This window comes from Maribacter sp. Hel_I_7, assembly GCF_000688315.1.
GTDB classification, from domain to species: domain Bacteria; phylum Bacteroidota; class Bacteroidia; order Flavobacteriales; family Flavobacteriaceae; genus Maribacter; species Maribacter stanieri.
This window is the reverse complement of the sequence record NZ_JHZW01000001.1, coordinates 16,351-40,971: the sequence shown is the minus strand read 5'-3', so window position 1 is coordinate 40,971 and position 24,621 is coordinate 16,351. Positions and strand designations below refer to the sequence as shown.

The following is a 24,621-nucleotide window of genomic DNA, read 5'->3' as shown; positions in this document are numbered from 1 at the left end:
TTTAAATTCCTATTCTTATTCCTGTTCTAAAATAAAGTCCTGATGCATCGTTCAACGTGAAAATATCATCTCTTTCTTCATTTCTTAGTGCACTGTTTTGATAAATAGAACGGCCACCTATAAAGTAAACGGACATATCTTTAGTTATTTTATACTGATACCCTAATGTCAATAATAATGCCGTAGAAGAAACATCGGTAGATAAATTATTACCAGGTAATAAAATATCGTTTTGAATATTAACGTAATATCCATCTAAAAATATTTCGGTCTGAAAAAAATGTCCCTTTTTAGTGAAGTATTTCATACCAGACTTAGGTGCGCCAAGTATATATGACCAATTAGGGTGAAATCTTTTCTCATAGTACACAAAAGGCAAAGGAATATCTATTGGTGAGGTACCATTATAAGAAATACCTAAAACCAGCATATATGGTTTCTCAACATCTTTTACATTTTTGTATGCACCTGCGGTATAGTTCATGTTAAAATCATCTTCCTGTAACTCTTCCACAAAGTTAGTAGACCACCGTGGAGTTACCACTGCTATTAAGCGCCATTTCTCAGTTAGCTTATACATATATGCTAAGTTGACATCCAATACATGAAACTTACTTAAATCGTCAGAATTAGGAAACAAATCATCTGGCACTTCAAAGTTATACCTATTGTACTCCGCGCCTAATACCAAGTAATCCTTTTTCTCTCGTACTGCCAATGGCACATTTAAAACCAGCTTTATGCGCGATGTTTCTACTTCACCACTATTCTCTGGCATCAACATATATTCTAACCTAAAAACATCTGGAGTTTGCCCAACGACTATATTAATAGCAGAAAGCACCAAACCAACGAAAAGAAAAGTACCCCTAAGTTTTTTTATTATTCTCTGCATTAGAAACATTGCTATGTTGAAAAGGTCCTTGTTGATATAAATGAATATCTCTTTGAGGAAAAGGGATGGAAATATTGTTCTTTCTAAAAGCAGCATCAATCTTATATCTTACTTCACTTTTTATTTTTGGGTCCGTAAAACTATCGGTCAAATAAAAATTTACTGTAAATATTAATGCCGAATCTCCAAAATCTTCAAAGATGACAAACGGTTTTGGACTTTTTAATATACTTCTTTGCGTACCAACTACTTCTAAAAGCAACTTGGTCACCAATTCTATATCGCTTCCATAAGCTACACCAATACGTACTAACTCCCTAGTTGTTTTATGATTTTGCGTATAATTATAAACGATGTCACTAATAAACTTATGGTTAGGAATTATAATCACTTTGTCATCTCTAGTAATTGCCCTAGTAGTGCGCAATTTAATTTCAAACACCTTACCTACCCTATTATCTATTTCTATGATATCACCTACTCTTAAAGACTTATCCACTATAATAAAAACTCCACCAATGATATCTTGAAAAATATCTTGTAAAGCTAAACCAAGACCAACAAATAATGCTGCAGATGCCGTAATTAGAATAGTAATATTTATACCGGCCGCGCTCATTGTAAAAAGTATGACCACTACATAAACTAAATACTTAATAAACTTAAATATGCTAATAAACTTAAGTTTATCTTCAGCCTCCATTTTTCTGGTGAAAAACCTACGAATAGCTTGCAGGACAGTACTGGTCAATAGAAAAGCTAATGTTAATAACAAAAGAAGACCTACAGTAATGTGAATAGATTTTTCACCATCACCGAATTGATATCCTAGGTCTAAAAATTTCTTAATAGTCCCCCAAACATCGTCTTCAATTATTTCTTTGATTTTTTCTGTGCCCTCCTGAATCATCATGAATATTTAAGCCACTTATACAATTCTTTATAGCTAGGTTTTTTACCGTACATAAGTATACCAACACGATAAATTTTTGCTGCTACCCATACAATACCTATAAAAGTACCTATTAATATTAAAATTGATGTAATCAATTGCCACAGCGGTACCCCACCTTCACCTATACCCCAAGGTAATCGCATTAACATTACAATTGGTGATGTTAAAGGAAAAAGAGAAAAAGCAACAGCTATGGGTCCGTTAGGGTTACTGAATACGGAAAAGAAACCGACATAAATAGCTAACATTAACGGCAAAATTACTGGAAAAATAAATTGCTGAGTATCAGTTTCATTATCTACCGCAGCACCTATAGCCGCATAAATAGAACTGTAAATTAAATAGCCCAAGACAAAATAAATAATAAAAAATACCAGCATAGCAATAATGGGTATTTCAAATATTTCTTGCGCATACAATTGTATGTTCTGAGTCAATGCGTCTACATCTACGTTAGCACCACTAGCCATACCTGGTGCCATACCGCCACCTTTGGTTAAACTAGCTGGATCAATATCAAAAATAGCCAGACCTATAAAAAGTAAGATAGCTCCTGATACAATCCAAATTGCAAATTGTGTAATACCCGCAAGTGAAGTACCAATAATTTTACCCATCATTAAATGAAAAGGCTTTACCGATGATATAATAACTTCAATAATTCTACTTGTTTTTTCCTCAATGACACTACGCATTACAAAACCTCCGTAAATAATAATAAACATCATTATAAGATACCCGAATGCACCCCCGATTATAGCCTTAATCTCATTGATTCCTTTAATATTCTGAAGTCCATCAAAAGTTTCAATATTTATATTGTAACTACGATCCATTTCGGCATACTCTTTTGGCGATAAGCCAAGCTCTCGTAATCTTTCTTGACGTAATCTACTAGTAATAGAGTTCTCTAACTTATCTAATACGGTTGCGCTTGGCGCATCTTTACTATAAAAAAATGCCCGTTGCGCTACTTGTTCTAAATTAGATTCGTTAGGTAAATAAATAAGCCCATAGAAGCCTAAACTTACCGTGGAATCTTTTGCTTTCGCTAATGATATATCTTTGAAATTGATGTAAGAAGTAGCGTCTGAGGTCACAAATTCATTTGCGAAATAACCACTTTCATTTAAAACACCAATTACTTTTTTTTCATTGTCGTTCAATTGAGTTAGATATGCTATCAACAATATCATACCCACCATCAAAAAAGGGCTTAAAAAAGTCATAACAACAAATGACTTATTACGCACCTTTGCAATATATTCTCTTTTTATTATCAGTAGTAATTTACTCATTGTCGATATTTTTATTTTGAATGGTCTTAATAAAAATATCATTTGCAGATGGTATAGTTTCTATAAAACCATTTACGTTACCCCTTGAACTTAAGAAAGATAAAATTTCGCGAGATTCATTTGAAGGTAATTGAACACTAAGGTTCAACTGATTTTCTATACGATCATATTCTTGAGATAGAATTTGAAATTTTCCTTCCATTTCATTTAGTAAAGACTGCTGATTATCTGTCTCTAAACCTATTTTAAAAATATTGTTTTTATAGGCTTTTTTAATATCAGATAGTTTACCGTCCAATATTTTTTCAGATTTATGAATCAAGGCTATATACTCGCACAATTCTTCAACCGATTCCATTCTATGTGTAGAAAAAATGATTGAAGTACCATTTTCCTTTAAACTTAAAATTTGTTCTTTTATAATATTAGCGTTTATAGGATCAAACCCACTAAAAGGCTCATCAAAAATCAACAACTTGGGCTCATGAAGTACAGTAACCACAAACTGTATCTTTTGCGCCATACCTTTAGAAAGTTCTTGTATTTTTTTATTCCACCAGTCTCCTATTTCTAACCTCTCAAACCAATATTTCAATCGCTTTTTAGCCTCCGCTTTAGACAGTCCTTTTAACTGCGCCAAATAAAGTGCCTGCTCGCCAACTTTCATACTCTTGTAAAGTCCGCGTTCTTCAGGCAAATAACCTATTTGCGAAATATGTTCTGGTTTTAAAAGTTCACCGTCAAAATAGACGGAACCTTTATCAGGAAAAGTAATTTGATTTATAATACGTATTAGCGTGGTTTTACCAGCTCCATTAGGACCCAACAAACCGTAAATGCTATTCTTAGGAATTTCTAGGGAAACGTTTTTCAATGCCGTATGGCTCCCAAACTGTTTGGTGACCTCATTAGCTACCAAAATATGACTCATGGACTCAATTTCTACAAAGATATTGAATTGTTTTGACTAGCTACACTCTTTATTTATCCTTTACAAAATACCGATTATCAATATATGAAAACTTAAAATGCTTTTGCCCTAAAAAGCAAAACCCACCCTTAATAAATCAAGGATGGGAAAAAAATTGCTATGAAAAAGAAAATTAATATTGGTCGCCCAATATTATCTCAAATATACGTTTTTTATTTAAAAACAAAATGTTTCGCCTTTAGGAGAACATATCTTTTACTTTTTCAAAAAATGACTTATCAGATTTCTCTGGTTTAGGTTCAAAATTATCATTGCCTTGCATTTTCTCAAAGAACTCTCTCTGCTCTTTATTCAATTCTTTAGGCGTCCAAACATTTACATGCACTAATATATCACCAGCACCATATCCGTTTAAACTTGTAATTCCTTTTCCTCTTAGTCTTAATATTTTACCTGACTGAATACCTGGCTCTAGTTTTATACGAACCTTACCACTTACCGCATCGATCTCTTTTGAGGTTCCTAATACAGCTTCTGAAATACTAACATAAAGATCATAATGTAAATTATCACCCTCTCTCTTTAACGTGCTGTGTTCTTGTGTTTCAATAGCTACCAATAAATCTCCAGGCACTCCGTTTCCAGGAGCATCGTTACCTTTATTAGGTACTTTCAACTGCATACCTTCTTCAACACCGGCAGGAATATTAATAGAAACGGTTTCTTCTGCAACTTTAAGACCTTGAGCATCTGCATCACTAGGCTTACCGTCTAAAATTTGACCACTACCGCCACAAGTACTACAAACAGCAGCTGTTTGCATTCTACCAAGAATAGTGTTCTGAATTTTTGTCACCTGTCCTCTACCATTACAAGTAGTACACGTTTTATAGGTAACACCTTCTGCCTGAACCTTTCTTTTTACCTTAACTTTTTTCTCAACACCATTTGCAATCTCCTCAAGTGTCAATGAAACTCTAATACGTAGATTACTTCCTTTAACCCTTCTTTGACCACCGCCACCGCCGAAACCACTAAAGCCTCCAAAGCCGCCACCGCCGCCGAAAATATCACCAAATTGGCTGAAGATATCATCCATATTCATACCGCCGCCGCCAAAACCACCGGAACCGCCTTCAAAAGCACCATGACCAAACTGATCATAACGAGCTTTCTTATCTGGGTCACTTAAGATTTCATACGCCTCAGCAGATTTTTTAAACTGCTCTTCTGCAGAAGTATCTCCCGGATTTTTGTCTGGGTGATATTGCAATGCCTTTTTACGGTATGCTTTCTTTATTTCTGCAGCAGTTGCACTTTTACTGATGCCCAATACTTCATAATAATCTTCCTTCATTCCAATCTTTTAATTTCCTACTACAACTTTAGGATGCCTAATTATACGGTCACCCAACTTAAATCCTTTCTCAATGACGTCAATAACCTTACCTTTCATCTTCTTATCTGGAGCTGGTATTTGAGTTATTGCCTCATGAATATCTGCATCGAACACATCGCCAGCATTGACATCTAACATCTCTAACCCTTTATTTTTAAGAGTCTCCCTAAGTTTAACATTGATTAATTCAACACCTTTAAAAGCCTCTTTATCATCTGATTTTGCCAATTCTTTAATAGCTCTATCAAAATCATCTAAGACTGGTAATAAAGAAACGATTACCTCTTGCCCTGCAGTTTTAAACAACTCCATACGCTCTTTAGAAGTACGTCTTTTATAATTCTCAAATTCTGCAAATAGTCTTAAAAACTTATCTTTTTCTTTTGCTAGTTCATCGTTAAGTGTCTCTTCAACCGACATTTCTTCCTCTTCATTTTCATTCTCTAGCTTTTGTTCTTGATCCTCGCTGTCTAATAGCGCATCTTCCAAGAATTCATCATCCAAAGTGTTTTCTTTATTACTCATAATTTATTGTAATTTAAATCGCTGATTAAAAGCAGGCAAAAGTACTGCCAATTCTTTAAAAATGTCAAAATGTCACAAAAGTTTAAAAAAAAATCCGCCGAATGGCGGATTTAATTTCATCTGATCAACAGATATATTTTAATTGACAAATTGCTTTGTCACATTAGTTTTAGATTCTAAACATTCAGCATTATTGTCATATATAGCACCTAAAGCCTGACAAATATTAGCGTATTGGAATATAAAGCCCTCTTCCTCTATCTTTTTACTACTTACTCGCTGGCTAGCAAACAATATATATGCCATTTTACCTAACACAGTATACATTATAAACTTAGGGATATTTGGCAAAAACAAAGGCTGATCTAATGCTTTTGCGATTTCTTTCACCAATTTAGAATTAGTGACAGGATTTGGCCCTACTCCATTATAAGTACCTTTTAATTTATACATTGCAATATGAAGAAATATAGCTGCAAGGTCGGTAACATGAACCCATGATTGCCATTGCTCACCTGAACCGAATGCTGCGCCAACGTAATTTCTGACAGGTTTGGCCATTTCTGGCAAAGCACCACCATCTTTAGACATTACAAGACCAATACGTACTTTGGCAACTGTTAGCCCTAAAGATTTAAATTCATTGATTTTTTTCTCCCATACACTTACAACTTCACCTAAAAAACTATCATCTACCGAATCTTCATTTTCAGTATATAAATTACTTAAAGAATTAGGGTATATACCAATTGCGGAGGCTGAAATAAGAGACTTAACAGAATGGTTTTCATTATTCAAAAGAGTATTCCTCAATAATTCTAATGTATTTACTCTACTATCAATAATCTCTTTCCTATAACTAGGTGTCCATCTCTTAGAAATACTTGCACCTGCCAAGTTAATAATGACCGAAACACCATCAAGACATTTAGAATCAATTTCACCAGCAGTAGGGTTCCAGAAAAACCCTTGGTATTTATCTTCTGAAACAATTTTATTTTTCCGAGTAGTTAGGTAGTTAACGGCGTATCCTTTTTCATGGCATTGAGATACCAACTCGCTACCTACTAAACCCGTTGCACCTGTTATCAATACTTTCATGGACTAAAGATATTATTTTTGATGCTCCCCGATACACTATTTAATTTCGATTTAACATAGTTGCCAAACCTATTGACGTACAAGGCGTTAAAGTTATATTAATACCCGAAATATTATTGCTTTTTTGCTCTTAACATTTCGCGTTTACCAGGAGGTCCAGGTAAGCGCTCCACTAAAAAACCAACTTCTTGCATAGCTCTTCTTACACTACCTTTTGCAGCATAGGTAACTAAATAACCATTACTCTTCATTGCATTGAACATAATTTGAAAAATTTCAACAGTCCATAATTCTGGTTGCACCCTGGCACCAAAAGCGTCAAAATAAATTAAATCATATTCAGCTATTGCACTGATTTCTTTAAAAAGTATCTGTTCTTTTTTTAAATTGAAATTTTCAACTATTTCAACTTTATCGCCCCAAGGAGATATATGCATTAAATCAAAGTCATCTTTTCTAGAAAGTGACTTTAATTCTTCTAAATAATTTAGTTGATTCAGCTCCTCTATTGAGACAGGATAAGCTTCTACACCAGTATAATTAACTTTTAAATTTCGCTTATCAAACTCAATAAGTGTTATAAAGGCATTGAGACCTGTACCAAAACCAATTTCAATAATATTGATTTCTTGATTTTCGAATAAATCTAATCCAGATTTTATAAAAACATGATAAGCTTCTTGAATAGCACCATGCTTAGAATGGTACTGCTCTTGCCAATCCATAATTTGGATAGTCTTTGAACCATCGCCAGTTGTAATTATTTCTCTTTTCAAATTAATTTGGGACTAAGACTCCAGTTGCTTCAAAACTAAATGTTCTTTTAGGAGCAGTTATTTTTGCTATTTCAATGTCTGTTTTTCCTGCATCTTTTGCATAATGTTGTTGATCTTCAACACTCATTTCTTCCACAAAAGCCAATCCATTTAAAACAACTTCTTTTTCTAAAATATCTGCAGGCATAAAAAATCCGTAATCCTTAAAGCGAACCATTGCTTGCTCACCTTTAGGTAATTCAACAATCATCCAACAACCTTTTACCTTACAAACTTCTTTTACTTTTGATTTAAATTGAAGATTTAAAGAATCTGAAACCGGCATTGATGAAAATGTCTGCCAAACTTCATCCTTATTACTTAATGAAGTAGCTTCAAACTCTTTCCCATAAAATTGAGATGAACTTATTTCAGAATTCTGCTGCGCAAGACATGTGAAAATTCCAAACAAAAAGACAAGTAATATGTTAAATCCTTTCATAAATCCTAAAAATGTTGATTAACCTACAAAACTGATCAATTTAAAACTAAAAAAGAAGGGGTAGTAGGGATATTTGTTTAATTTTAATCAACTAAAGTTACATATTTCATGAGTATTGCAACAAAAGATATCATAGTAGAAAAGGTAAAAACTTCTAAAATTGATCAAGTAGATTTTGATAATCTAGCTTTTGGATCGGTATTTACAGACCATATGTTAGTCTGTACGTATAAAGATGGTGCATGGGAAACTCCCAAGATTACACCTTATCAACCAATTACACTCGACCCTTCATCAAAAATTTTCCATTATGGACAATCCATTTTTGAAGGAATGAAAGCTTATAAGGATAAAAATAATGATGTCTTTTTATTTAGACCATTAGACAACCATAAGCGATTTAACATTTCTGCGGAAAGAATGTGTATACCGCAAATTCCTGAAGATTATTTCATGGAAGGATTAAATGCATTAATAAATCTTGATAAAGATTTTATACCAACAAAAGATGGTAGTTCATTATATATAAGACCATTTATGTTCGCTTCAGGTAATGGCTTTCATGCATCACCAGCCAACGAATATAAATTCATTATCGCTTGCGCGCCGTCTGGAGCTTATTTTTCAGGAAAAGTAAAAGTACTTATTGAAGAGAAGTATTCTAGATCAGCTAATGGTGGTGTTGGTTACGCTAAAGCCGGTGGTAATTACGCAGGTCAGTTTTACCCAACACAATTAGCTGTTGCAAAAGGATACAATCAGGTAATATGGACAGATGATACCAACCACGAATTTATTGAAGAGGCAGGTGCAATGAACATATTTGTTAGAATCAATGACACTCTTTTAACTGGACCAACTAGTGATCGTATCCTTGATGGTATTACTAGAAAAAGTATTTTGGAAATTGCCAAAGACCTAGGTATTAAAACAGAGGTTAGAAAAATAACGGTAAAAGAAGTTGTTGAGGCGGCAAAAGATGGTTCTTTAAAAGAAATGTTTGGTGCTGGTACAGCTGCAGTAATTTCACCAATTGCAGGATTTGGTTATAGAGACACAGATTATGACTTACCGGAGTTAGAAAATAGTTATGGTCAACTACTTAAGAAAACAATTACAGATATACAGTACAATAAGTCTGAAGACAAATTTGGTTGGAGATATAAATTAAAGGCATAAAAAAAGGGGCAAATTGCCCCCTTTTTTATTTATCTAAAATCACCTCAATATTAGGTTTAGAATAATTAGGCCCTTTTAAAACTTTACCGTCTTCACGGTAAATAGGTTTTCCATCTTCACCAAGCTTACTCATATTACTACGTTGTATTTCATTGAATACCTCTTCAATTTTATATTGCATACCATGCTCTAGGATTGTACCACATAAAATATACAACATATCACCAAGAGCATCTGCAACTTCTACAAGATCATTGTTTTGAGCAGCCTCTAAATATTCCTTATTCTCCTCATCCATTAAATTAAAACGCAAAGTGTTTTTTGCCTCTCCTAAATCAGCTATCATTTCCTCAGAAACACCTAGTCCAAAAGAATTATGAAATTCTGCTACTGCTTTGATTTTGTTTTTCATCTTTATTATACCGTTTTCCGTTAGCTTTGCGTAAAAATATGAAATATGTTTAGCACCGGACAAATCATTTTTGCAATCGCATTTGCGGTGGTTTTTGCAATAGTAATCGTCATTACTTACAGAAAAGACTTTAAATTACACCAAAAAAATTTCAAAGGCGTTAGATGGATTGGCATATTCTTTACATTATTCCTAATCCTACTCCTTTGTATAAAGTTTTTTCTAAAAGAATAGTTAATTTTTTACCTACACTACAAAAATTAACGTTTTCACAACAAAACACTGAATATCGTCGTTTAATATACCAAATAACGTAATTTTGCGTTATTCATCTATAAGATGTAAAATATTATGACGACATTTCTTACAATTTTTTTAGTATTAGTAGGTATTAACATTGCTTTAGTGGTAGTTAGTTTGTTAAGTGTTTCACAAAAACCGAAGACATCTTCGCAAAAATTATCAGACCAACGACCTACAGCAATTTATCCATTAGATTTACTTACTACGAGCTACAAGAAAGCAGTTTAGTTTACACCTTTATAAGGTATGAAACAATTTCTACTAGTTTTCTTGGGAGGAGGTTTTGGTAGTATATTAAGATACTACATTTCCAAAAACCTCAATGCATATTACTCAAATTTTTATCTAGGTACTTTTCTAGTAAACATTATTGGCTGCCTTTTAATAGGTATACTAATAGGTCTCTCCCTAAAGAACAATTACATTTCCGAAAATCAAACTTTATTATTAGCCACCGGTTTCTGCGGAGGCTTTACTACTTTCTCAACATTCGCATTAGAAAGTAACATCCTATTAAAGGAATCTACACTATTTCAAACATCCCTATATATGGGACTAAGTGTTGCAATTGGAACTCTAGCTATTTCATTGGGACTCTGGATTTGCAAAATGTTATAGAAATAACATTACCCATCTACATTTTTATTTTTATACATTTTTTCAGGTATTTGCCGATTTATTAAACAATCGTCAGATTATTACACAATTTCCTGACGATTATTCTATGATTATAGGCAAATTGTTATTTGGTATTCTCTTAATCCTCAATATTATCTTCTAAAAATAACAATACCCTAAAATTTATAGGGTATATATTATGATACTCATAAAAATATCCATTCAACCCCTATTATTTTTAGGGGGATACTCATATTAACATATATTTGGCAATATCAAAAACTTATTCAAATGAAAAAAATCGAGGCAATTATCAGAAAATCAAAGTTTGACGATGTCAAAGAGGCGTTGCATAACATCGAAGTAAACTTCTTCAGTTACTGGGATGTAACAGGAGTTGGTAATGAAAAAGAAGGTCACGTATATCGTGGTATCTCTTATAGCACTACAGATATTCAACGTAGATACTTAACCATAGTAGTATCTGACGACTTTCTTGAAAAGACAGTGAATGCTATTCTTGAATCTGCATACTCAGGTAATGTAGGTGATGGTAAAATATTTGTTTCAGAAGTAATTGAGGCTTATAGAATAAGAACTAAGGAAGACGGTTTGGCCGGTATCAACTAAATAAAATAACTAACTAAAAACTAAACGAAATGGACGCAGGATTATTTACAGCAAATAACATATGGATGATGTTGGCTACCGCACTGGTATTCTTCATGCATACAGGGTTTGCTTTTTTAGAGATTGGCTTGACCAGACAAAAAAATACAATAAACATATTATTTAAGAACATCTTTATCATAACAGGTGGCTTATTACTTTATTACGCATGGGGCTTTAATTTAATGTATCCAGGCTTTGAAGATGGGGATATGGGAATTTTAAAGTTCAGCATGGACAGCTTTGGTATTGCTGCCCCAGAAGGCGGAATGACAGCTGAATATGCAGATGGTGGTTACACTTGGTGGACAGATTTTCTTTTTCAAGGAATGTTCGCGGCAACAGCAGCTACTATAGTATCTGGAGCAGTTGCTGAGCGTATGAAAATTGGTGCGTTCATGATATTTACAGTAATCTATGTAGGTTTAGTATACCCTATAGTAGGTGCTTGGAAATGGGGTGGCGGATTCTTGGATTCATGGGGATTCTATGATTTTGCAGGTTCAACATTAGTACACTCTGTAGGTGGGTGGGCTGCTTTAGTAGCAATCTTTTTATTAGGCTCTAGAATTGGAAAATTCGGTAAAGATGGTAAACCAAATGCTATACCAGGTCACAGTATACCAATGGCTACTGCAGGTGTATTGATATTATGGTTAGGTTGGTTCGGTTTTAACGGTGGTTCAGTATTATCCGCAGATCCAGAATTAACTTCATTAGTATTGGTTACAACAAGTTTAGCAGCAGCAGCTGGTGGTTTTGGGGCAATGATCACCTCTACTATTCTTTATAAGAACTTAGATTTAACTATGTTCTTAAACGGTATTCTTGGTGGATTGGTAGGTATTACCGCCGGAGCGGATTTAATGTCACCAAACGAAGCCGTAATCATAGGATTCATTGCCGGTATTATCATTGTAGGTGGTGTTGCCTTGGTTGACAAATTAAAATTAGATGACCCTGTAGGTGCTGTAGCAGTTCACTTGATCTGTGGTATCTGGGGAACATTAGTTGTAGGTATCTTCGGTAACCTAGCAAGTGGAGCACAATTCATGACTCAATTATACGGTGTATTGATCGTAGGCGGGTTCTGTATCGTTACATCCGGTTTAATCTTAGGAGTTCTTAAAGCAACAATGGGTCTTAGGGTTTCTAAAGAAGAAGAAGTTGAAGGCTTAGATCTTCATGAGCACGGTATGGATGCTTATGCTGATTTTAGAATGAATCAACACTAAAAAAATACGGAGCGTTTTGCAGAACGCTCCGTTACATAACCTTTTCGATATATAAATTTCTCAAAATTAATTCATCCCATTAGGGATTAAATCAAAACTTATGAAAACGATTATTTACACAAAATACGTAAAAAATATTTTTGCAACAGGTCTTATGCTTTTTGCAGCAGCTGGTGTAGTTGCTCAAGAAGAGGAAGAAACAACTCCTAGTTTTACTTTAAGCGGATCAATAGATGCATATTATAGAGCAAATTTAAATGGTGATAACTCTGCACCAGGTGGTGTACCAAATGCAGCACCAGGTTCATCTTTTGCTAATTTACCTGGCTTCGCCTTAGGTATGGCAAATGTTGTTGCTGGCTACGAAGGAGAAAAAGTAGGTTTTGTTGCTGATTTAGTTTTTGGCCCTAGAGGAACTGATGCTATTTTTGCCTCTCCTATTTATTCTGCTACCGGTAACATTGTCAACCAACTTTATGCTTACTGGAATGTTAGTGATGATGTAACATTAACCTTTGGTAATTTTAATACTTTTTTAGGTTACGAAGTAATTTCTCCAACAGCTAACTTCAACTACAGTACTTCTTATTTATTTTCTTACGGACCTTTTTCTCATACAGGTTTAAAAGCTGATTTTGCTTTGTCTGATGACTTTAGCTTAATGTTAGCTGTTATGAATCGTACTGATATTACCGAGTTAAATATGGATGGAAAATATGCATATGGAGCACAACTAGGATACAGTGGACAATACCTTAACTTTTTAGCAGATAATGGTGCATTTGAAATTGACTATACAGGTGGATTTGATTTATCTGATGATTTCTTTTTAGGACTGAACGCTGCATATTTTGATGGTGGAGATGATGCTGCAGGATTTGCAGGTGTTGCCTTATATCCTCAATTAGCTACTTCCGAAGACTTTACAATTGGTCTTAGAGGCGAATACTTTACTGAGCTAGATGGCGAATTTGGAGCAATAGGAACTGGTGTTGAAGAATCAAGCGTATTTGCGGTTACGTTAACCGGTAGCTATTCAGTTGATAATTTGACTATTAAACCAGAATTAAGATTAGATTCAGCTTCTGATGATTCATTTTATTTTGCTGACAGCGATTTAAATCCACAAAAAAGTTTATCATCTTTTGTACTTGCAGCTATCTACTCTTTCTAAGTTGTTGATATAATTAATTGTTGATTTTATAGTTTAAGTTTAAAAAACTCGGCATTTACTGCCGAGTTTTTTTATTCGCATTATCTAATGCTCAAAAGCTTTTACCCCTACCCTAATTTCAGCATCTACATTATTTACAGCAGGCACTAATGGACAACTAAACTTTTTATTATAAGCACAATATGGATTATATGCTTTATTAAAATCCAGCACAATAGTGTTCCCTTCAGGTATTCTTAAATCTAAATAACGTCCACCACCATATGTTTCCTCCCCATTTGTTGCATCTGTAAATGGCAAGAAAAGATAATCTTTATACTTCTCTTGCGTTATTAATTCAGGTGTTTGGTATATTTCTAATTGCTGTTGTTTTCCGTTTAATGTAAATTTTGCAATGCCATAAAGTACTTCAGTTGATTCTCTATCTGTAGTTGTTGGCATTGAAAATGGTAATGCTTCAGGAGTTCTAACAAACTCTGCCTCTATTACATAACTCGTATCTGGTGCATAAAAATCTAAAGTCTCAAAATTTATTCGGAATCGATCTGCCAATGGCGAGGTTTCCGGGTCTTTAAATTCAGCATTCAATTCCTGTTGAAACAGTAAAATATCTGCTAGCTTATCTGATGTGGTTATTGATTTTACATCGGGTTTAGCATCATGATATTTCTTTTCTTGTCCACATGAAACAAATACACTCAAAACCATAATTAAAATATATACTCTCATTGCTCTTCGTTTACACTTCAAAAATACAATATATTCATTGTAAGTTTATTTACTTATAATCGTACTTTCGAGTCAAATACATTCTACTATGAATTTTAGAAAACTTTTACTTGTTATACCATTTTTACTAATAAGCTGCGAACAAAAAAAAACTACTGCAGCAACAGAAATAGCTGAAAATGTCAGAACAATGCCAGAGCTAAACCCAGATAGTTACAACGTTGCATTTCTAATTATGCATGGCACTTTCAATACAGAATTCACTGCACCTTTTGACATTTTTCAGCATACAAAATTTAGAGAAGGTATAAAGGCGATGAACACTTTTACCGTTGCCAATACTTTAGAGCCTATCACTACTTTTGAAGGAGTTCGTATACTACCAGATTTTGACTATACTAAAGATGATTTACCTCAAATAGATATTCTGGTCGTACCAAGCGCAGAGCATTCCATGGATAAAGATTTAAAAGATTCAATAATGCTTAACTTTATAAAAGAGACAGATAAAAACGCATTATACATGACCAGTCATTGCGATGGTGCTTTTCTCTTAGCGAAATCTGGAATATTAGATTCAGTAGCATCTACCACCTTTCCAAGTGACGTCGAAAATTATAGAAAGATGTTTCCAAATCTCAATATAAAGGATAACATATTATTTGTTCATGACGGTAAATACATAACCTCTGCCGGTGGCGCTAAAAGCTTTGAAGCCGCATTATATTTATGCGAAGTTTTATATGGTAAAGAAATAGCTAAATCTCTTGCCAAAGGATTGGTAATTGATTGGGATTTAAGTAAAGTACCCCATCTTACTGCTCAATAATATCGTATCGGGCCCCTTTTAAATACTTTTCAACGACTTCGTTAAATTCTGGCATAATCCTAAATAGTGCTGTGTGCTCTAATGAATACAGCTCTTGTGTATTCGTATAACCATTCTTTAAAAGCTCTTCGAGATAAAACAGGGCCGTACCGTAATCTTCCATCTTAGAACTAGTAGAAATCACTTTTAAATAAGCATCATACTCCGCAGGCGAAGTAATTGTCTTTATCATATACAATAAGTTTAAAGCTTCCAAATCCAATTCCTCATCAGCAGAAATATAATCTATATTATCAGAAATCAATGCATTAATATAACCCCTAAGTCTTGTTGACATTTGTCGCTCAAATAGTACAGCACTTTTATCCAGCTTATTTAACTCTTCCATCTGAAAGTTCCACCAGCCTAAATTCGCATAATTATATGTAATAATATCTTCCTCTAAATAGTAACTATAATCTTCTTTGGTAAAAGATTCCTTAAGAAAATAACTGTTCTGACTTCTATTTGCTTTTCTAAAACTAGGACTACGTTTTAATATTTTTTGAGATTCTTTCAATGAATCTAATTTCATCAATGGATAAAATACTTTTTCCATATCTGTCATTAAGTAGGCTGCCAATAATGGTTTTTGATTGGACATCAGGGAATTAGATTTTGTCAAAAACTCATTATACGAAACTCGTACCAAACTATCATTACGATTTAAATAACTTTTTGCCATACCAGTTAATGTGAGTATTCTAAAAGCACTTGATATAATATCTTTTTCAGGAAGATTACGCTCATCATCATAAACCAATAATTCATTAGGGAATTTCAATTTATTTAGGATTTGTTTATTAACGTACATAGACCTAAAATTAAAATCGTTTCTATTTACGATACCTATAAATTGAAAAGGTTGTTTAGCGTTTAAAATTTCAACATTTCCAACAGATGCACCTATTGAAACAACACCTTTTATTTCCTTAACAAAAGTTGGCAAAATAGAAGCGAACATTCCTCCACTACCAAAACCGGCAGTATATGTTCGGTTTTTAGCTGTAGGTATGATTTGAAAAACAGCGTTAAACATTCTATTTGCTACAAGAACATTATTAGATATAGATAATGAATCACTAATATTATTAGAACTAGCCAATACATACCCTTCTTGCTCCGCAGCATGCATAAGCATAGAGACAGCTGCTTTTCCCTTACCATCTAAATCCATGACAAAGACTACGGGCCAAGTCTCATTAACATTAAAATTAGTGGGCAAATAAAGAGAATAAGTCTCGCTTACAGAATCATTAACAATTAAATTCTCTGTAATTGCACCTCTTAAAAGTCTAAGTTCTTGCGAAAGTGCACTGGCCGAGATTAAAATAAAAAGAAAGAGTAGTATTTTTTTCATCAAGTATTTTTCATCAAAAATCTAGCCAAAATTACATTTCAGAATTAGTGTTTTAAAAAATAGTATTAAAGGATATTGATGAAAATCAAAAATCCTATTATAAAGCTAATTAAAAGAATTTTAATATAGTGCTATTTAATCTTATGCATTGGCGCATTAGAAATAACCTGAGAAAGAACAATATGCGTTCTAGTTTCACCGTATTGAATAAGTTGGTCTATAAATTTTTCTAAATGAAATTGATCTTTTAAAACTACCTCCATAACTATATTCTCATTACCAGTAATTCGATAACAATTTATTACCTCTTGCAACGAAGGCACAACCGCTAAAAATGGTTTTAATTTACCCATAAAAGCCCTTAAAGTGATAATTGCTTTTAGCTGATGACCGGTTAAAGCATGAGACACTGTGGCTTTATATCCAAGAATAATACCAAGGTCTTCCATTTTCTTTACTCTCTCCGCTACAGCAGGCGCCGTTAACCCAACGGTACGCCCAATATTTGCAAAAGATTCCCTAGCATTATCTTGCAATTGTTTCAGTATTTTCCAATTAAGCTCGTCTATCTTTGGATTCAAAAGTTATTGTGTTTAATTATTTGTTATCGAAGGTAAAAATACAAATAACGTTTGTATTCAATAGAAAATTATCAAATAACTAACGTAATTTTATATAACACTAACAATACCCCACACAATGGCATATCGAAGTCTTAAACACTTGCCTATTTATAGAAAAGCATTGGAACTCTGTACAATGAGTAGAGAGATTGCTTCGTACGTTTCATTTAATAAAGATTTAATGCGCCTTTGCGAGTCAAAAAGTCTTCGAGATATAATGGCGAATTCCATATTAACAGATTCAATTTTAATACCTCAAAAAATTGCGCAAGTAGAATATTCGAATTGTAATAATGAGCGCTTAGAAACAATATCTTATATTAATATTATTATAAGAAACATCAACTCTTATTGCATGGGATTAGAAAAACACGGTGTTAAAGAAACTGAATATATTAATTTACTTAGAAAAGAGATTAAAAGCTTTAGAAAATCTTATAAAGCCTGGAAATCTGAACATTCTTAATTACACTTTTATCTTCCTTAATTAAATAGAATAACTATCATTTTAAGAATTAAGAACTATTTTTGGCATACAAAATACCAAAAAATTGAAAACAACTATTCTAATTCACTGTCCGGATCAAGCTGGTATTATAAGCACCGTAACCGGATTTATTCATAAAAATAAAGGTAACATTGTTTATCTAGATCAACACGTAGACAAACCGGCAAACGTTTTTTTTATGCGAACCGTTGTTGAATTTGCTGATGATTTTTCTGATTTAAATCACTTTAAACATTTATTTCAAGAAGAACTAGCTACTTCCTATAGCATGAAATGGAGCCTACATACTGATGATAAATTACCAAAAATGGCAATTTTCGTATCTAAATACAATCATTGTCTTTATGACTTGCTCAGCAGATATCGTTCTGGCGAGTTAGCGGTTGAAATACCTTTTATTCTAAGTAATCACAATGACTTAAAATACATTGCTGATCAATTTAATATTCCATTTTTTCACGTTCCTTTCACTAAAGAGAATATAACTGAAGCTGAAAAGGAACAATTGACTTTACTTAAAAAATACAACGTTGACTTTATAGTATTGGCAAGGTACATGCAAATTGTTAGCGGAACGCTAATCAATAAATTTCCAAATAAGATAATTAATATCCATCATTCTTTTTTACCCGCATTTGCTGGTGCAAAACCATATCACGCGGCATTTAAGAGAGGTGTAAAAATCATTGGAGCAACAAGTCATTACGTAACCGAAGAGCTAGATGCAGGTCCTATAATAGAGCAGGATGTTACCACAGTAACACATTCTCATTCTATTGAGGATTTTATTACCAAGGGCAGAGATTTGGAGAAAATCGTATTATCTAGAGGTGTAAAACTTCATATTGCTCGTAAAACTATGGTCTACAACAATAAAACGGTAATATTCTCGTAACATAAGTAAACCCCTTATAAATTAAATTATAATGATAAAAAAAATAAGTTTAGTCCTTTGCATGTTCTTAGCTATTTCATGTAATGAATTACAACAAGTAGTAAATCAATTACCTGGATCTACAAATTCAGTTTTAAGTAACGAAGCCATTGCAAACGGACTTAAAGAAGCTCTTGATCAAGGTATTGAAAAGCAGGTTAGTAAATTAACACAAACCGACGGCTTTTATAAAAATGAATTAGTGAAAATTTTATTACCTGAAGATTTACAGAAGGTAGACAAAACATTACGCGATATAGGATTGGGTAATTTAGCAGATGAAGGCTTAAAAGTTTTAAATCGTGCAGCTGAAGATGCAGTATCTGAGGCGACACCTATTTTTGTTAATGCAGTAAAAGAAATGTCTTTTACAGATGCCAAGGATATTCTTTTAGGAAGTAATAATGCGGCTACAACGTATTTAGAAACAAAAACTAATACTGAATTATACGCAAAATTTAATCCGGTAATTAGCAACTCTTTCAAAAAAGTTGGTGCTGATAAAATTTGGAGTTCCATCATTACTAAATACAACGCAATTCCACTTACCAATAATATTAATCCAGATTTAACTGATTATGTTACTGAAGAAGCTTTGTCTGGTGTCTATAAAATGATAGCTGTAGAAGAGGAAGATATTAGAACAAAATTATCTTCAAGAACAACAGATGTCCTTAAAAAGGTATTCGCACTTCAAGATAAAAAGTAGATTTTTACAAACAACAACAATATCTTAAAAAGTTATGCGTTAAAAACTAAACAGAACAGTATTAAAGCATTCATTTTCAATTTTTTGAGTTAGTTATTTTTTGAGTTAGTTAGTTAGTTAAAACCGGTGGGAGCATCGGTTTTTTTTTGTTTTAACACGAAACTACATACAAGCAGAAACTTGAATTATAGGAATATAATTCTATTAAGCATCAATTCTGTTGTGCTAAATAATCAATTACTTTTTCATTAAAATACCTAGGTTGTTCCACATTAACTACATGACCACAATCTTCAACTACCAAGAGTTCTGAATTTTGATGAAATTTTACAATTTTACGAATACTGGGTAAAAACAAATAATCTTCTTCACCCATTATATATAAGGTTGGTATTTTTATATCTGCCGATCTAAAAAAACGAAGCAAAGGATTTATCTCTGAAGTAAGCTTAAACCATCTAATAAATTCTTTTTGATATAACTTTTTAGCTTCACGAACAAAAAGCAATCTAGACTCTTTATGATTTTTATTTGGCATAATAATAAATGCAAAAAACTTATATAACCATAGATATGGAATAACAGTTTTAAATATAATACCAAGCTTCATTAAAATTTGAGAACGCAGATTCAATTTCATAATTGCACCTCCCATAACCATACTCTCTACCCTTTCTGGATAATTCTCCGCTAAATTTCTAATAAGAATAGTACCTAATGAAATACCTACAAAGTGAGATTTTTTGATGTGCTCAAAATCAATTACCTCAACGATATCGTTAGTTATTACATCAAAGGTATATTTATCGTCAAAAACATTTTTTAGACTAGGTTTAGAATTACCATGCCCCCTTAAATCTAAAAGCAATACATTAAAATGTTTTTTGAACTCGCGTATTTGCTTATACCAAATTGACGAGCTGCCACCTGCGCCATGCACAAATGTCACCCATTTAGTAGAAGATTTATGACGATACGTTATATAATGAAGCAATTTATATTCTTCTTTTAAAATTCAGTTAATTTACAATGTATCAATTCTTTTTGATATACCCTTTACGATAAATGGAATTCACCAAAAAAGAGCGGTCTTTTAGATAATCACCTACATAAATGTTAAAAAAAAGACATATTACCTAATAATTAGATGTATGGCTCCACATGTCGACATCCAAAACTTAAATCTGAACGTATATTTGTAAGAACATAATATCAGAATGATGAACAAACAATATTGCAAAGTAGGATCAGTAACACCAATGGATGCTAACACAGACATTATTAGCTTATTGGAATATCAATATCAAACATTTTTAGAGAAAGCTTCAAGCATGCAATCCAATGCTCAATTTGGAGATTTCTTTGAACAAAAAGCACAGAAAATTAAAAGAACTTTAGAAGGTTTAGTTTAACCTTTCTAATTCTTTCTCCATTGAAACTTGCAATTTTTTTGCATTGATTCTGGCGGCACTTGCAAAATCCTCCTGATTTGACGCATATATTATTCCACGTGAAGAATTTATAAGTAGACCAACACCTTTGGTCATTCCATACTTACAAACGTCTTCTAAACTTCCACCTTGCGCACCTACACCAGGAACTAACAAGAAGCTTTCAGGAACAATTTCTCTAATTTCTTTAAGATATTCAGCCTTGGTTGCACCAACCACGTACATCAAATTCTCTGCCCCTTCATAAGTAGTAGATACAGATAGTACTTCTTTATAAAGCTCATTTCCATCAACTTTTTTTATTTGAAAATCAAATGCACCTTGGTTAGATGTTAAGGCAAGCAAAATAGTGTGTTTATCCTTAAATTGTAAAAATGGCTCCACAGAATCACGACCCATATAGGGTGCAATTGTTATGGAGTCAAAATTTAAATCTTCAAAAAATGCCTTTGCATATCTTGTAGAGGTATTACCTATATCTCCACGTTTAGCATCTGCAATCGTAAAAATCTCAGGATATTCCTTATTTAAATACTTAATCGTTTTACGCAAAGCTGACCAACCCTGCACACCATATGCTTCATAAAAAGCTATGTTTGGTTTATAGGAAACGCACAAATCATGCGTTGCATCAATAATAGCTTTGTTAAATGCAAAAATTGGATCTTCCTCTTCCAACAAAAATGCAGGAATCTTCTCTAAATCGGTATCCAAACCAATACATAAAAAGGACTGTTTTTTATGAATTTGGGCAACTAACTCTTGGGTAGTCATATGCTAAAAAATCTCTGAGGCTTCCCTCAATTTCTCTGTATTTTCTACAAAACTTAATTCATCTATAATTCTCTGAATATCACCATCAATAATATTAGATAAATCATATAAAGTTAAACCAACACGGTGATCCGTAACCCTACCTTGTGGGTAATTATAAGTTCTAATTTTCGCAGAACGGTCACCACTACTTACTTGTGAATTTCTCTTAGCAGCATCTTCTTCTTGTTTCTTTGCCAATTCCATATCATATAATCTGGAACGCAATACTCTAAATGCCTTGTCTTTATTTTTATGCTGAGATTTTTGATCTTGACATTGCGCTACCAATCCGGTAGGGATATGCGTTAAACGCACAGCCGAATACGTTGTATTCACCGACTGACCACCAGGACCAGAAGAACAGAAAAAATCTATACGTACATCTTTAGGGTCTATTTGAACGTCAAAATCTTCTGCCTCAGGCAAAACCATAACAGTAGCCGCACTGGTATGCACTCTACCCTGAGTTTCTGTTTGTGGCACACGTTGCACACGGTGAACGCCTGCTTCAAATTTTAAAGTACCGTATACATCTGTACCCGTCACTTCGAACTGAATTTCTTTATAACCACCATTAGTACCTTCACTAAGGTCAATTACATTAGTTTTCCATCCTCTAGACTCACAGTATTTGGTATACATTCTAAAAAGATCACCAGCAAAAATACTAGCTTCATCTCCACCAGTTCCTGCTCTTATCTCAACAACTACATCTTTTGCATCTTCCGGATCTTTAGGAATCAACATGAGCTTTATATCCTCTTCAAGTTTTGGAATCGCACCTTTAGCTTCCTCCATTTGCATTTTTGCCATCTCTAGCATTTCTGCATCACTACCATCAGCAATAATTTCTTCAGCCTCCGCGATATTATTGGTCAACTCAAGGTATTCCTCTCGTTTTTCCATTAAATCTTTAAGATCCTTATACTCTTTTGTGAGTTTCACATATCTTTCCTGATCGGTAATAATATCCGGTTGAATTATAAGGTCTGAAACCTCATCAAAACGTTGTTTTACGATGTTTAACTTGTCTATCATATGCTTACTTCACTTGTATGGCAAATTTACAATAAATTTACAGACACACTAAAGCGATTATTAGGGTAAGAATTAAAATTATATTTGAGAGGTAAAACCTGAAATTTTGAATCTATTTAAGTAAGACTCCATTGCTCTTATACATTTTATTAGTGCTATCAACAATAATCACCTCAGTATCTCCAAGTTGATTAATTAGCGCCAAACCGCGATCCAACCCCATTACAAAAATAGCGGTTGCCAAAGCATCCGATAATTCTGCACTTTTGGCAAAAACGGACACACTATTTATTCCCGTTGCCGGGTAGCCTGTTTTAGGATTTAAAATATGGGTGTATTTTTTATTCTCTGAAATAATAAAATTACCATCACCACCTGTTGTGGCCACCGAAGATTCTAAAATGGGTATCCACGAGGATATACCTCCTTTTAAATCTGGATTAACTACACCAATTAACCATTTATCTCCCGTAATTTTTGTACCCCAAGTAGTGATGTCGCCATCTATATTAATAATCCCTGCTTTTACTTCATTAGAAACCAACAAAGCTTTTGCCTTATCGGCTGCGAACCCTTTACCTATTCCTCCAAAAGAAATACGCATACCTTTTTTGCTTAGATAGACAGTTTGATCTTTACTATTTAGTATAATGTTTTTGTATCCTATCTTAGACTTATGAACCTCAACATCGTTTTTTGCAGGCATAGCCTCCATAGAACCGTCTAATTTCCAGATATCATTAAGAGCGGTAAAAGTGATATCAAAAGCACCATTTGTTATTTCTGATATTTGAATAGAACGTTCAATTAATTTAAATAGCTCCCAACTTACGGGTACAGGTTTAATTCCTGCATTTCTATTAATTAAACTAGTTTCAGAATTTTCATCCCAAGATGATATTAATTTTTCAATTCTCTGAACCTCTGCTAGAGCTTCTTGTATATAAATAAACCCTAACTCTTCATCTTCAGAAATTACGGTGATATCAAAATCGCCACCCATTACTTCGTAGGATTTTTTTACAGTCACGTACTTCTCATCTTGACCATACATATAGCAGGTCAACATACAGAATATTAAGGCACAAATTTTTCTCACTTACTTTCTCTAATTAAAGATAGACATTGACATAAAGAATAATAAGTTAGGTTGGTGGTGATTTGATTTAATTAAAATACAATAGCTACTCGTAGACCCTTAATATAGACCCTTCTAATGCTGTATTATATATTTTTAATGCTTTTGAAGTGCTGTTAGGGATTTCATTTAAAGGAGTACCGGTCTGTGAAAATTTTGAACCATGAACATCACAATAGAAAAAGCCTCCGTCTTGATTAATAAATCTAACCTGATCGTATTGTTCGTGACTACAAATTTGGGTTGCGGCAACAAACTCGCCCTCTAAATTCTTAACGACAACTACGAGATTTTTAAGAATGAATCCGCCATTGTTAGCAAGTTTTGCAGCTTCCGCAGACTCTAAATCGATAGTGAAATCTACATCTGTTGGCGGCGTAACAATATCACCTTCAACAGTACTATCTTTTGAACAGCTTCCTAAACAAGGAAAAGTAATTGCAAAGGCAGCACCTGCACCCAACGTTCGTAAAAATTCTTTTCTTTCCATAGCAAG

The 24,621-nt window shown here is 33.4% G+C and carries 29 protein-coding genes; 11 read left to right on the top strand and 18 right to left on the bottom strand.

Features of this window, described 5'->3' with window-relative positions; all coding sequences use genetic code 11:
- Nucleotide 1: 1 nt before the first annotated feature.
- From P178_RS0100230 to P178_RS0100190, 9 genes are all read right to left on the bottom strand, one after another.
- Complete coding sequence (locus tag P178_RS0100230) at nucleotides 2-895, bottom strand: DUF6268 family outer membrane beta-barrel protein (protein WP_051638126.1); 894 nt, start codon at nucleotides 893-895, stop codon at nucleotides 2-4.
- Nucleotides 870-1,805, bottom strand: a complete 936-nt coding sequence (locus P178_RS0100225) for a mechanosensitive ion channel family protein (protein WP_027064340.1) — start codon at nucleotides 1,803-1,805, stop codon at nucleotides 870-872. The genes P178_RS0100230 and P178_RS0100225 overlap by 26 nt, the downstream gene beginning before the upstream one ends.
- Complete coding sequence (locus P178_RS0100220; protein ID WP_027064339.1) at nucleotides 1,805-3,148, bottom strand: ABC transporter permease; 1,344 nt, start codon at nucleotides 3,146-3,148, stop codon at nucleotides 1,805-1,807. The genes P178_RS0100225 and P178_RS0100220 overlap by 1 nt, the downstream gene beginning before the upstream one ends.
- Nucleotides 3,141-4,079 carry an ABC transporter ATP-binding protein gene (locus P178_RS0100215; protein WP_027064338.1) on the bottom strand — a complete coding sequence of 313 codons (939 nt, stop codon included), beginning with the start codon at nucleotides 4,077-4,079 and terminating at the stop codon, nucleotides 3,141-3,143. Before P178_RS0100215 ends, P178_RS0100220 begins: the two co-directional genes overlap by 8 nt.
- A 238-nt stretch (nucleotides 4,080-4,317) precedes the next feature.
- Nucleotides 4,318-5,436: a molecular chaperone DnaJ gene (gene dnaJ, locus P178_RS0100210; protein WP_027064337.1), complete on the bottom strand. Its 1,119-nt coding sequence runs from the start codon at nucleotides 5,434-5,436 to the stop codon at nucleotides 4,318-4,320.
- A gap of 9 nt (nucleotides 5,437-5,445) precedes the next feature.
- Nucleotides 5,446-6,003, bottom strand: coding sequence for a nucleotide exchange factor GrpE (locus P178_RS0100205; RefSeq protein WP_027064336.1), 558 nt, complete (start codon nucleotides 6,001-6,003; stop codon nucleotides 5,446-5,448).
- Between the two features lie 138 nt (nucleotides 6,004-6,141).
- A complete protein-coding gene (locus P178_RS0100200; RefSeq protein WP_027064335.1) occupies nucleotides 6,142-7,104 on the bottom strand; it encodes a TIGR01777 family oxidoreductase in 963 nt (320 codons plus the stop codon).
- A 113-nt stretch (nucleotides 7,105-7,217) separates the two neighbouring features.
- Nucleotides 7,218-7,880 carry a tRNA (5-methylaminomethyl-2-thiouridine)(34)-methyltransferase MnmD gene (gene mnmD, locus P178_RS0100195; RefSeq protein ID WP_027064334.1) on the bottom strand — a complete coding sequence of 221 codons (663 nt, stop codon included), beginning with the start codon at nucleotides 7,878-7,880 and terminating at the stop codon, nucleotides 7,218-7,220.
- Between the two features lies 1 nt (nucleotide 7,881).
- The gene (locus tag P178_RS0100190) at nucleotides 7,882-8,361 is read right to left on the bottom strand and encodes a DUF4920 domain-containing protein (protein ID WP_027064333.1); all 480 of its coding nucleotides are present in this window, start codon (nucleotides 8,359-8,361) and stop codon (nucleotides 7,882-7,884) included.
- A 108-nt stretch (nucleotides 8,362-8,469) separates the two neighbouring features.
- On the opposite strand from P178_RS0100190, the gene P178_RS0100185 reads away from it, so the two are divergent.
- Nucleotides 8,470-9,540, top strand: a complete 1,071-nt coding sequence (locus tag P178_RS0100185; protein ID WP_027064332.1) for a branched-chain amino acid aminotransferase — start codon at nucleotides 8,470-8,472, stop codon at nucleotides 9,538-9,540.
- A gap of 25 nt (nucleotides 9,541-9,565) precedes the next feature.
- Here the strand turns inward: P178_RS0100185 and P178_RS0100180 are convergent, their stop codons facing one another.
- Complete coding sequence (locus P178_RS0100180) at nucleotides 9,566-9,952, bottom strand: nucleoside triphosphate pyrophosphohydrolase family protein (RefSeq protein ID WP_027064331.1); 387 nt, start codon at nucleotides 9,950-9,952, stop codon at nucleotides 9,566-9,568.
- 351 nt (nucleotides 9,953-10,303) lie between these two features.
- Here P178_RS0100180 and P178_RS0100170 point away from each other — a divergent pair, with 351 nt between their 5' ends.
- From P178_RS0100170 to P178_RS0100150, 5 genes are all read left to right on the top strand, one after another.
- Entirely contained in the window at nucleotides 10,304-10,483 is a 180-nt protein-coding gene (locus tag P178_RS0100170) for a hypothetical protein (protein WP_027064329.1), read from the top strand.
- Nucleotides 10,484-10,501: 18 nt separating this feature from the next.
- Nucleotides 10,502-10,873 carry a fluoride efflux transporter CrcB gene (gene crcB / locus P178_RS0100165; protein ID WP_027064328.1) on the top strand — a complete coding sequence of 124 codons (372 nt, stop codon included), beginning with the start codon at nucleotides 10,502-10,504 and terminating at the stop codon, nucleotides 10,871-10,873.
- A 291-nt stretch (nucleotides 10,874-11,164) separates the two neighbouring features.
- On the top strand, nucleotides 11,165-11,503 hold the full coding sequence (locus P178_RS0100160; RefSeq protein ID WP_027064327.1) for a P-II family nitrogen regulator: 339 nt from the start codon (nucleotides 11,165-11,167) through the stop codon (nucleotides 11,501-11,503).
- 29 nt (nucleotides 11,504-11,532) lie between these two features.
- The gene (locus P178_RS0100155; RefSeq protein WP_027064326.1) at nucleotides 11,533-12,777 is read left to right on the top strand and encodes an ammonium transporter; all 1,245 of its coding nucleotides are present in this window, start codon (nucleotides 11,533-11,535) and stop codon (nucleotides 12,775-12,777) included.
- 100 nt (nucleotides 12,778-12,877) lie between these two features.
- Complete coding sequence (locus tag P178_RS0100150; protein WP_027064325.1) at nucleotides 12,878-13,951, top strand: outer membrane beta-barrel protein; 1,074 nt, start codon at nucleotides 12,878-12,880, stop codon at nucleotides 13,949-13,951.
- A gap of 84 nt (nucleotides 13,952-14,035) precedes the next feature.
- On the opposite strand, the gene P178_RS0100145 is transcribed toward P178_RS0100150, so the two are convergent.
- A complete protein-coding gene (locus tag P178_RS0100145; RefSeq protein WP_027064324.1) occupies nucleotides 14,036-14,680 on the bottom strand; it encodes a DUF1684 domain-containing protein in 645 nt (214 codons plus the stop codon).
- 88 nt (nucleotides 14,681-14,768) lie between these two features.
- On the opposite strand from P178_RS0100145, the gene P178_RS0100140 reads away from it, so the two are divergent.
- A complete protein-coding gene (locus tag P178_RS0100140; protein ID WP_027064323.1) occupies nucleotides 14,769-15,509 on the top strand; it encodes a DJ-1/PfpI family protein in 741 nt (246 codons plus the stop codon).
- On the opposite strand, the gene P178_RS0100135 is transcribed toward P178_RS0100140, so the two are convergent.
- On the bottom strand, nucleotides 15,496-16,908 hold the full coding sequence (locus P178_RS0100135) for a hypothetical protein (RefSeq protein WP_027064322.1): 1,413 nt from the start codon (nucleotides 16,906-16,908) through the stop codon (nucleotides 15,496-15,498). The two genes, P178_RS0100140 and P178_RS0100135, sit on opposite strands and share 14 nt — an antisense overlap.
- Before the next feature lie 131 nt (nucleotides 16,909-17,039).
- A complete protein-coding gene (locus P178_RS0100130; RefSeq protein ID WP_027064321.1) occupies nucleotides 17,040-17,489 on the bottom strand; it encodes an Lrp/AsnC family transcriptional regulator in 450 nt (149 codons plus the stop codon).
- A 118-nt stretch (nucleotides 17,490-17,607) separates the two neighbouring features.
- Here P178_RS0100130 and P178_RS0100125 point away from each other — a divergent pair, with 118 nt between their 5' ends.
- The 3 genes from P178_RS0100125 (at nucleotide 17,608) to P178_RS0100115 (ending at nucleotide 19,682) form a co-directional block, all read left to right on the top strand.
- Nucleotides 17,608-17,997 carry a hypothetical protein gene (locus P178_RS0100125; RefSeq protein WP_027064320.1) on the top strand — a complete coding sequence of 130 codons (390 nt, stop codon included), beginning with the start codon at nucleotides 17,608-17,610 and terminating at the stop codon, nucleotides 17,995-17,997.
- Nucleotides 17,998-18,082: 85 nt separating this feature from the next.
- Nucleotides 18,083-18,934, top strand: a complete 852-nt coding sequence (purU, locus tag P178_RS0100120) for a formyltetrahydrofolate deformylase (protein WP_027064319.1) — start codon at nucleotides 18,083-18,085, stop codon at nucleotides 18,932-18,934.
- Between the two features lie 31 nt (nucleotides 18,935-18,965).
- Complete coding sequence (locus tag P178_RS0100115) at nucleotides 18,966-19,682, top strand: DUF4197 domain-containing protein (protein WP_027064318.1); 717 nt, start codon at nucleotides 18,966-18,968, stop codon at nucleotides 19,680-19,682.
- A 211-nt stretch (nucleotides 19,683-19,893) separates the two neighbouring features.
- Here P178_RS0100115 and P178_RS0100110 read toward each other — a convergent pair whose 3' ends face one another.
- Nucleotides 19,894-20,676, bottom strand: a complete 783-nt coding sequence (locus P178_RS0100110) for an alpha/beta fold hydrolase (RefSeq protein ID WP_027064317.1) — start codon at nucleotides 20,674-20,676, stop codon at nucleotides 19,894-19,896.
- Nucleotides 20,677-20,899: 223 nt separating this feature from the next.
- Here P178_RS0100110 and P178_RS0100105 point away from each other — a divergent pair, with 223 nt between their 5' ends.
- Nucleotides 20,900-21,094 (top strand): hypothetical protein, encoded by a 195-nt coding sequence (locus tag P178_RS0100105; protein ID WP_231500491.1) that lies wholly within the window; start codon nucleotides 20,900-20,902, stop codon nucleotides 21,092-21,094.
- Here the strand turns inward: P178_RS0100105 and pyrF are convergent.
- The 4 genes from pyrF to P178_RS0100085 form a co-directional block, all read right to left on the bottom strand.
- A complete protein-coding gene (gene pyrF, locus P178_RS0100100) occupies nucleotides 21,086-21,907 on the bottom strand; it encodes an orotidine-5'-phosphate decarboxylase (RefSeq protein ID WP_027064315.1) in 822 nt (273 codons plus the stop codon). The two genes, P178_RS0100105 and pyrF, sit on opposite strands and share 9 nt — an antisense overlap.
- Nucleotides 21,908-21,910: 3 nt before the next feature.
- Nucleotides 21,911-22,987 carry a peptide chain release factor 1 gene (gene prfA, locus P178_RS0100095; protein WP_027064314.1) on the bottom strand — a complete coding sequence of 359 codons (1,077 nt, stop codon included), beginning with the start codon at nucleotides 22,985-22,987 and terminating at the stop codon, nucleotides 21,911-21,913.
- A 112-nt stretch (nucleotides 22,988-23,099) separates the two neighbouring features.
- Entirely contained in the window at nucleotides 23,100-24,056 is a 957-nt protein-coding gene (locus P178_RS0100090) for an FAD:protein FMN transferase (RefSeq protein WP_027064313.1), read from the bottom strand.
- A gap of 115 nt (nucleotides 24,057-24,171) precedes the next feature.
- The gene (locus P178_RS0100085; RefSeq protein WP_027064312.1) at nucleotides 24,172-24,615 is read right to left on the bottom strand and encodes a ubiquinol-cytochrome c reductase iron-sulfur subunit; all 444 of its coding nucleotides are present in this window, start codon (nucleotides 24,613-24,615) and stop codon (nucleotides 24,172-24,174) included.
- Nucleotides 24,616-24,621 lie beyond the last annotated feature (6 nt).

What these genes read in the sequence shown, in the direction of transcription:
- P178_RS0100230 (WP_051638126.1), bottom strand. Translation starts at nt 895, where the DNA reads ATGCAGAGAATAATAAAAAAACTTAGGGGTACTTTTCTTTTCGTTGGT.
- P178_RS0100225 (WP_027064340.1), bottom strand. Translation starts at nt 1,805, where the DNA reads ATGATTCAGGAGGGCACAGAAAAAATCAAAGAAATAATTGAAGACGAT.
- P178_RS0100220 (WP_027064339.1), bottom strand. Translation starts at nt 3,148, where the DNA reads ATGAGTAAATTACTACTGATAATAAAAAGAGAATATATTGCAAAGGTG.
- P178_RS0100215 (WP_027064338.1), bottom strand. Translation starts at nt 4,079, where the DNA reads ATGAGTCATATTTTGGTAGCTAATGAGGTCACCAAACAGTTTGGGAGC.
- dnaJ (WP_027064337.1), bottom strand. Translation starts at nt 5,436, where the DNA reads ATGAAGGAAGATTATTATGAAGTATTGGGCATCAGTAAAAGTGCAACT.
- P178_RS0100205 (WP_027064336.1), bottom strand. Translation starts at nt 6,003, where the DNA reads ATGAGTAATAAAGAAAACACTTTGGATGATGAATTCTTGGAAGATGCG.
- P178_RS0100200 (WP_027064335.1), bottom strand. Translation starts at nt 7,104, where the DNA reads ATGAAAGTATTGATAACAGGTGCAACGGGTTTAGTAGGTAGCGAGTTG.
- P178_RS0100190 (WP_027064333.1), bottom strand. Translation starts at nt 8,361, where the DNA reads ATGAAAGGATTTAACATATTACTTGTCTTTTTGTTTGGAATTTTCACA.
- P178_RS0100185 (WP_027064332.1), top strand. Translation starts at nt 8,470, where the DNA reads ATGAGTATTGCAACAAAAGATATCATAGTAGAAAAGGTAAAAACTTCT.
- P178_RS0100180 (WP_027064331.1), bottom strand. Translation starts at nt 9,952, where the DNA reads ATGAAAAACAAAATCAAAGCAGTAGCAGAATTTCATAATTCTTTTGGA.
- P178_RS0100170 (WP_027064329.1), top strand. Translation starts at nt 10,304, where the DNA reads ATGACGACATTTCTTACAATTTTTTTAGTATTAGTAGGTATTAACATT.
- crcB (WP_027064328.1), top strand. Translation starts at nt 10,502, where the DNA reads ATGAAACAATTTCTACTAGTTTTCTTGGGAGGAGGTTTTGGTAGTATA.
- P178_RS0100160 (WP_027064327.1), top strand. Translation starts at nt 11,165, where the DNA reads ATGAAAAAAATCGAGGCAATTATCAGAAAATCAAAGTTTGACGATGTC.
- P178_RS0100155 (WP_027064326.1), top strand. Translation starts at nt 11,533, where the DNA reads ATGGACGCAGGATTATTTACAGCAAATAACATATGGATGATGTTGGCT.
- P178_RS0100150 (WP_027064325.1), top strand. Translation starts at nt 12,878, where the DNA reads ATGAAAACGATTATTTACACAAAATACGTAAAAAATATTTTTGCAACA.
- P178_RS0100145 (WP_027064324.1), bottom strand. Translation starts at nt 14,680, where the DNA reads ATGAGAGTATATATTTTAATTATGGTTTTGAGTGTATTTGTTTCATGT.
- P178_RS0100140 (WP_027064323.1), top strand. Translation starts at nt 14,769, where the DNA reads ATGAATTTTAGAAAACTTTTACTTGTTATACCATTTTTACTAATAAGC.
- P178_RS0100135 (WP_027064322.1), bottom strand. Translation starts at nt 16,908, where the DNA reads ATGAAAAAAATACTACTCTTTCTTTTTATTTTAATCTCGGCCAGTGCA.
- P178_RS0100125 (WP_027064320.1), top strand. Translation starts at nt 17,608, where the DNA reads ATGGCATATCGAAGTCTTAAACACTTGCCTATTTATAGAAAAGCATTG.
- P178_RS0100115 (WP_027064318.1), top strand. Translation starts at nt 18,966, where the DNA reads ATGATAAAAAAAATAAGTTTAGTCCTTTGCATGTTCTTAGCTATTTCA.
- P178_RS0100105 (WP_231500491.1), top strand. Translation starts at nt 20,900, where the DNA reads ATGATGAACAAACAATATTGCAAAGTAGGATCAGTAACACCAATGGAT.
- pyrF (WP_027064315.1), bottom strand. Translation starts at nt 21,907, where the DNA reads ATGACTACCCAAGAGTTAGTTGCCCAAATTCATAAAAAACAGTCCTTT.
- prfA (WP_027064314.1), bottom strand. Translation starts at nt 22,987, where the DNA reads ATGATAGACAAGTTAAACATCGTAAAACAACGTTTTGATGAGGTTTCA.
- P178_RS0100090 (WP_027064313.1), bottom strand. Translation starts at nt 24,056, where the DNA reads ATGTTGACCTGCTATATGTATGGTCAAGATGAGAAGTACGTGACTGTA.
- P178_RS0100085 (WP_027064312.1), bottom strand. Translation starts at nt 24,615, where the DNA reads ATGGAAAGAAAAGAATTTTTACGAACGTTGGGTGCAGGTGCTGCCTTT.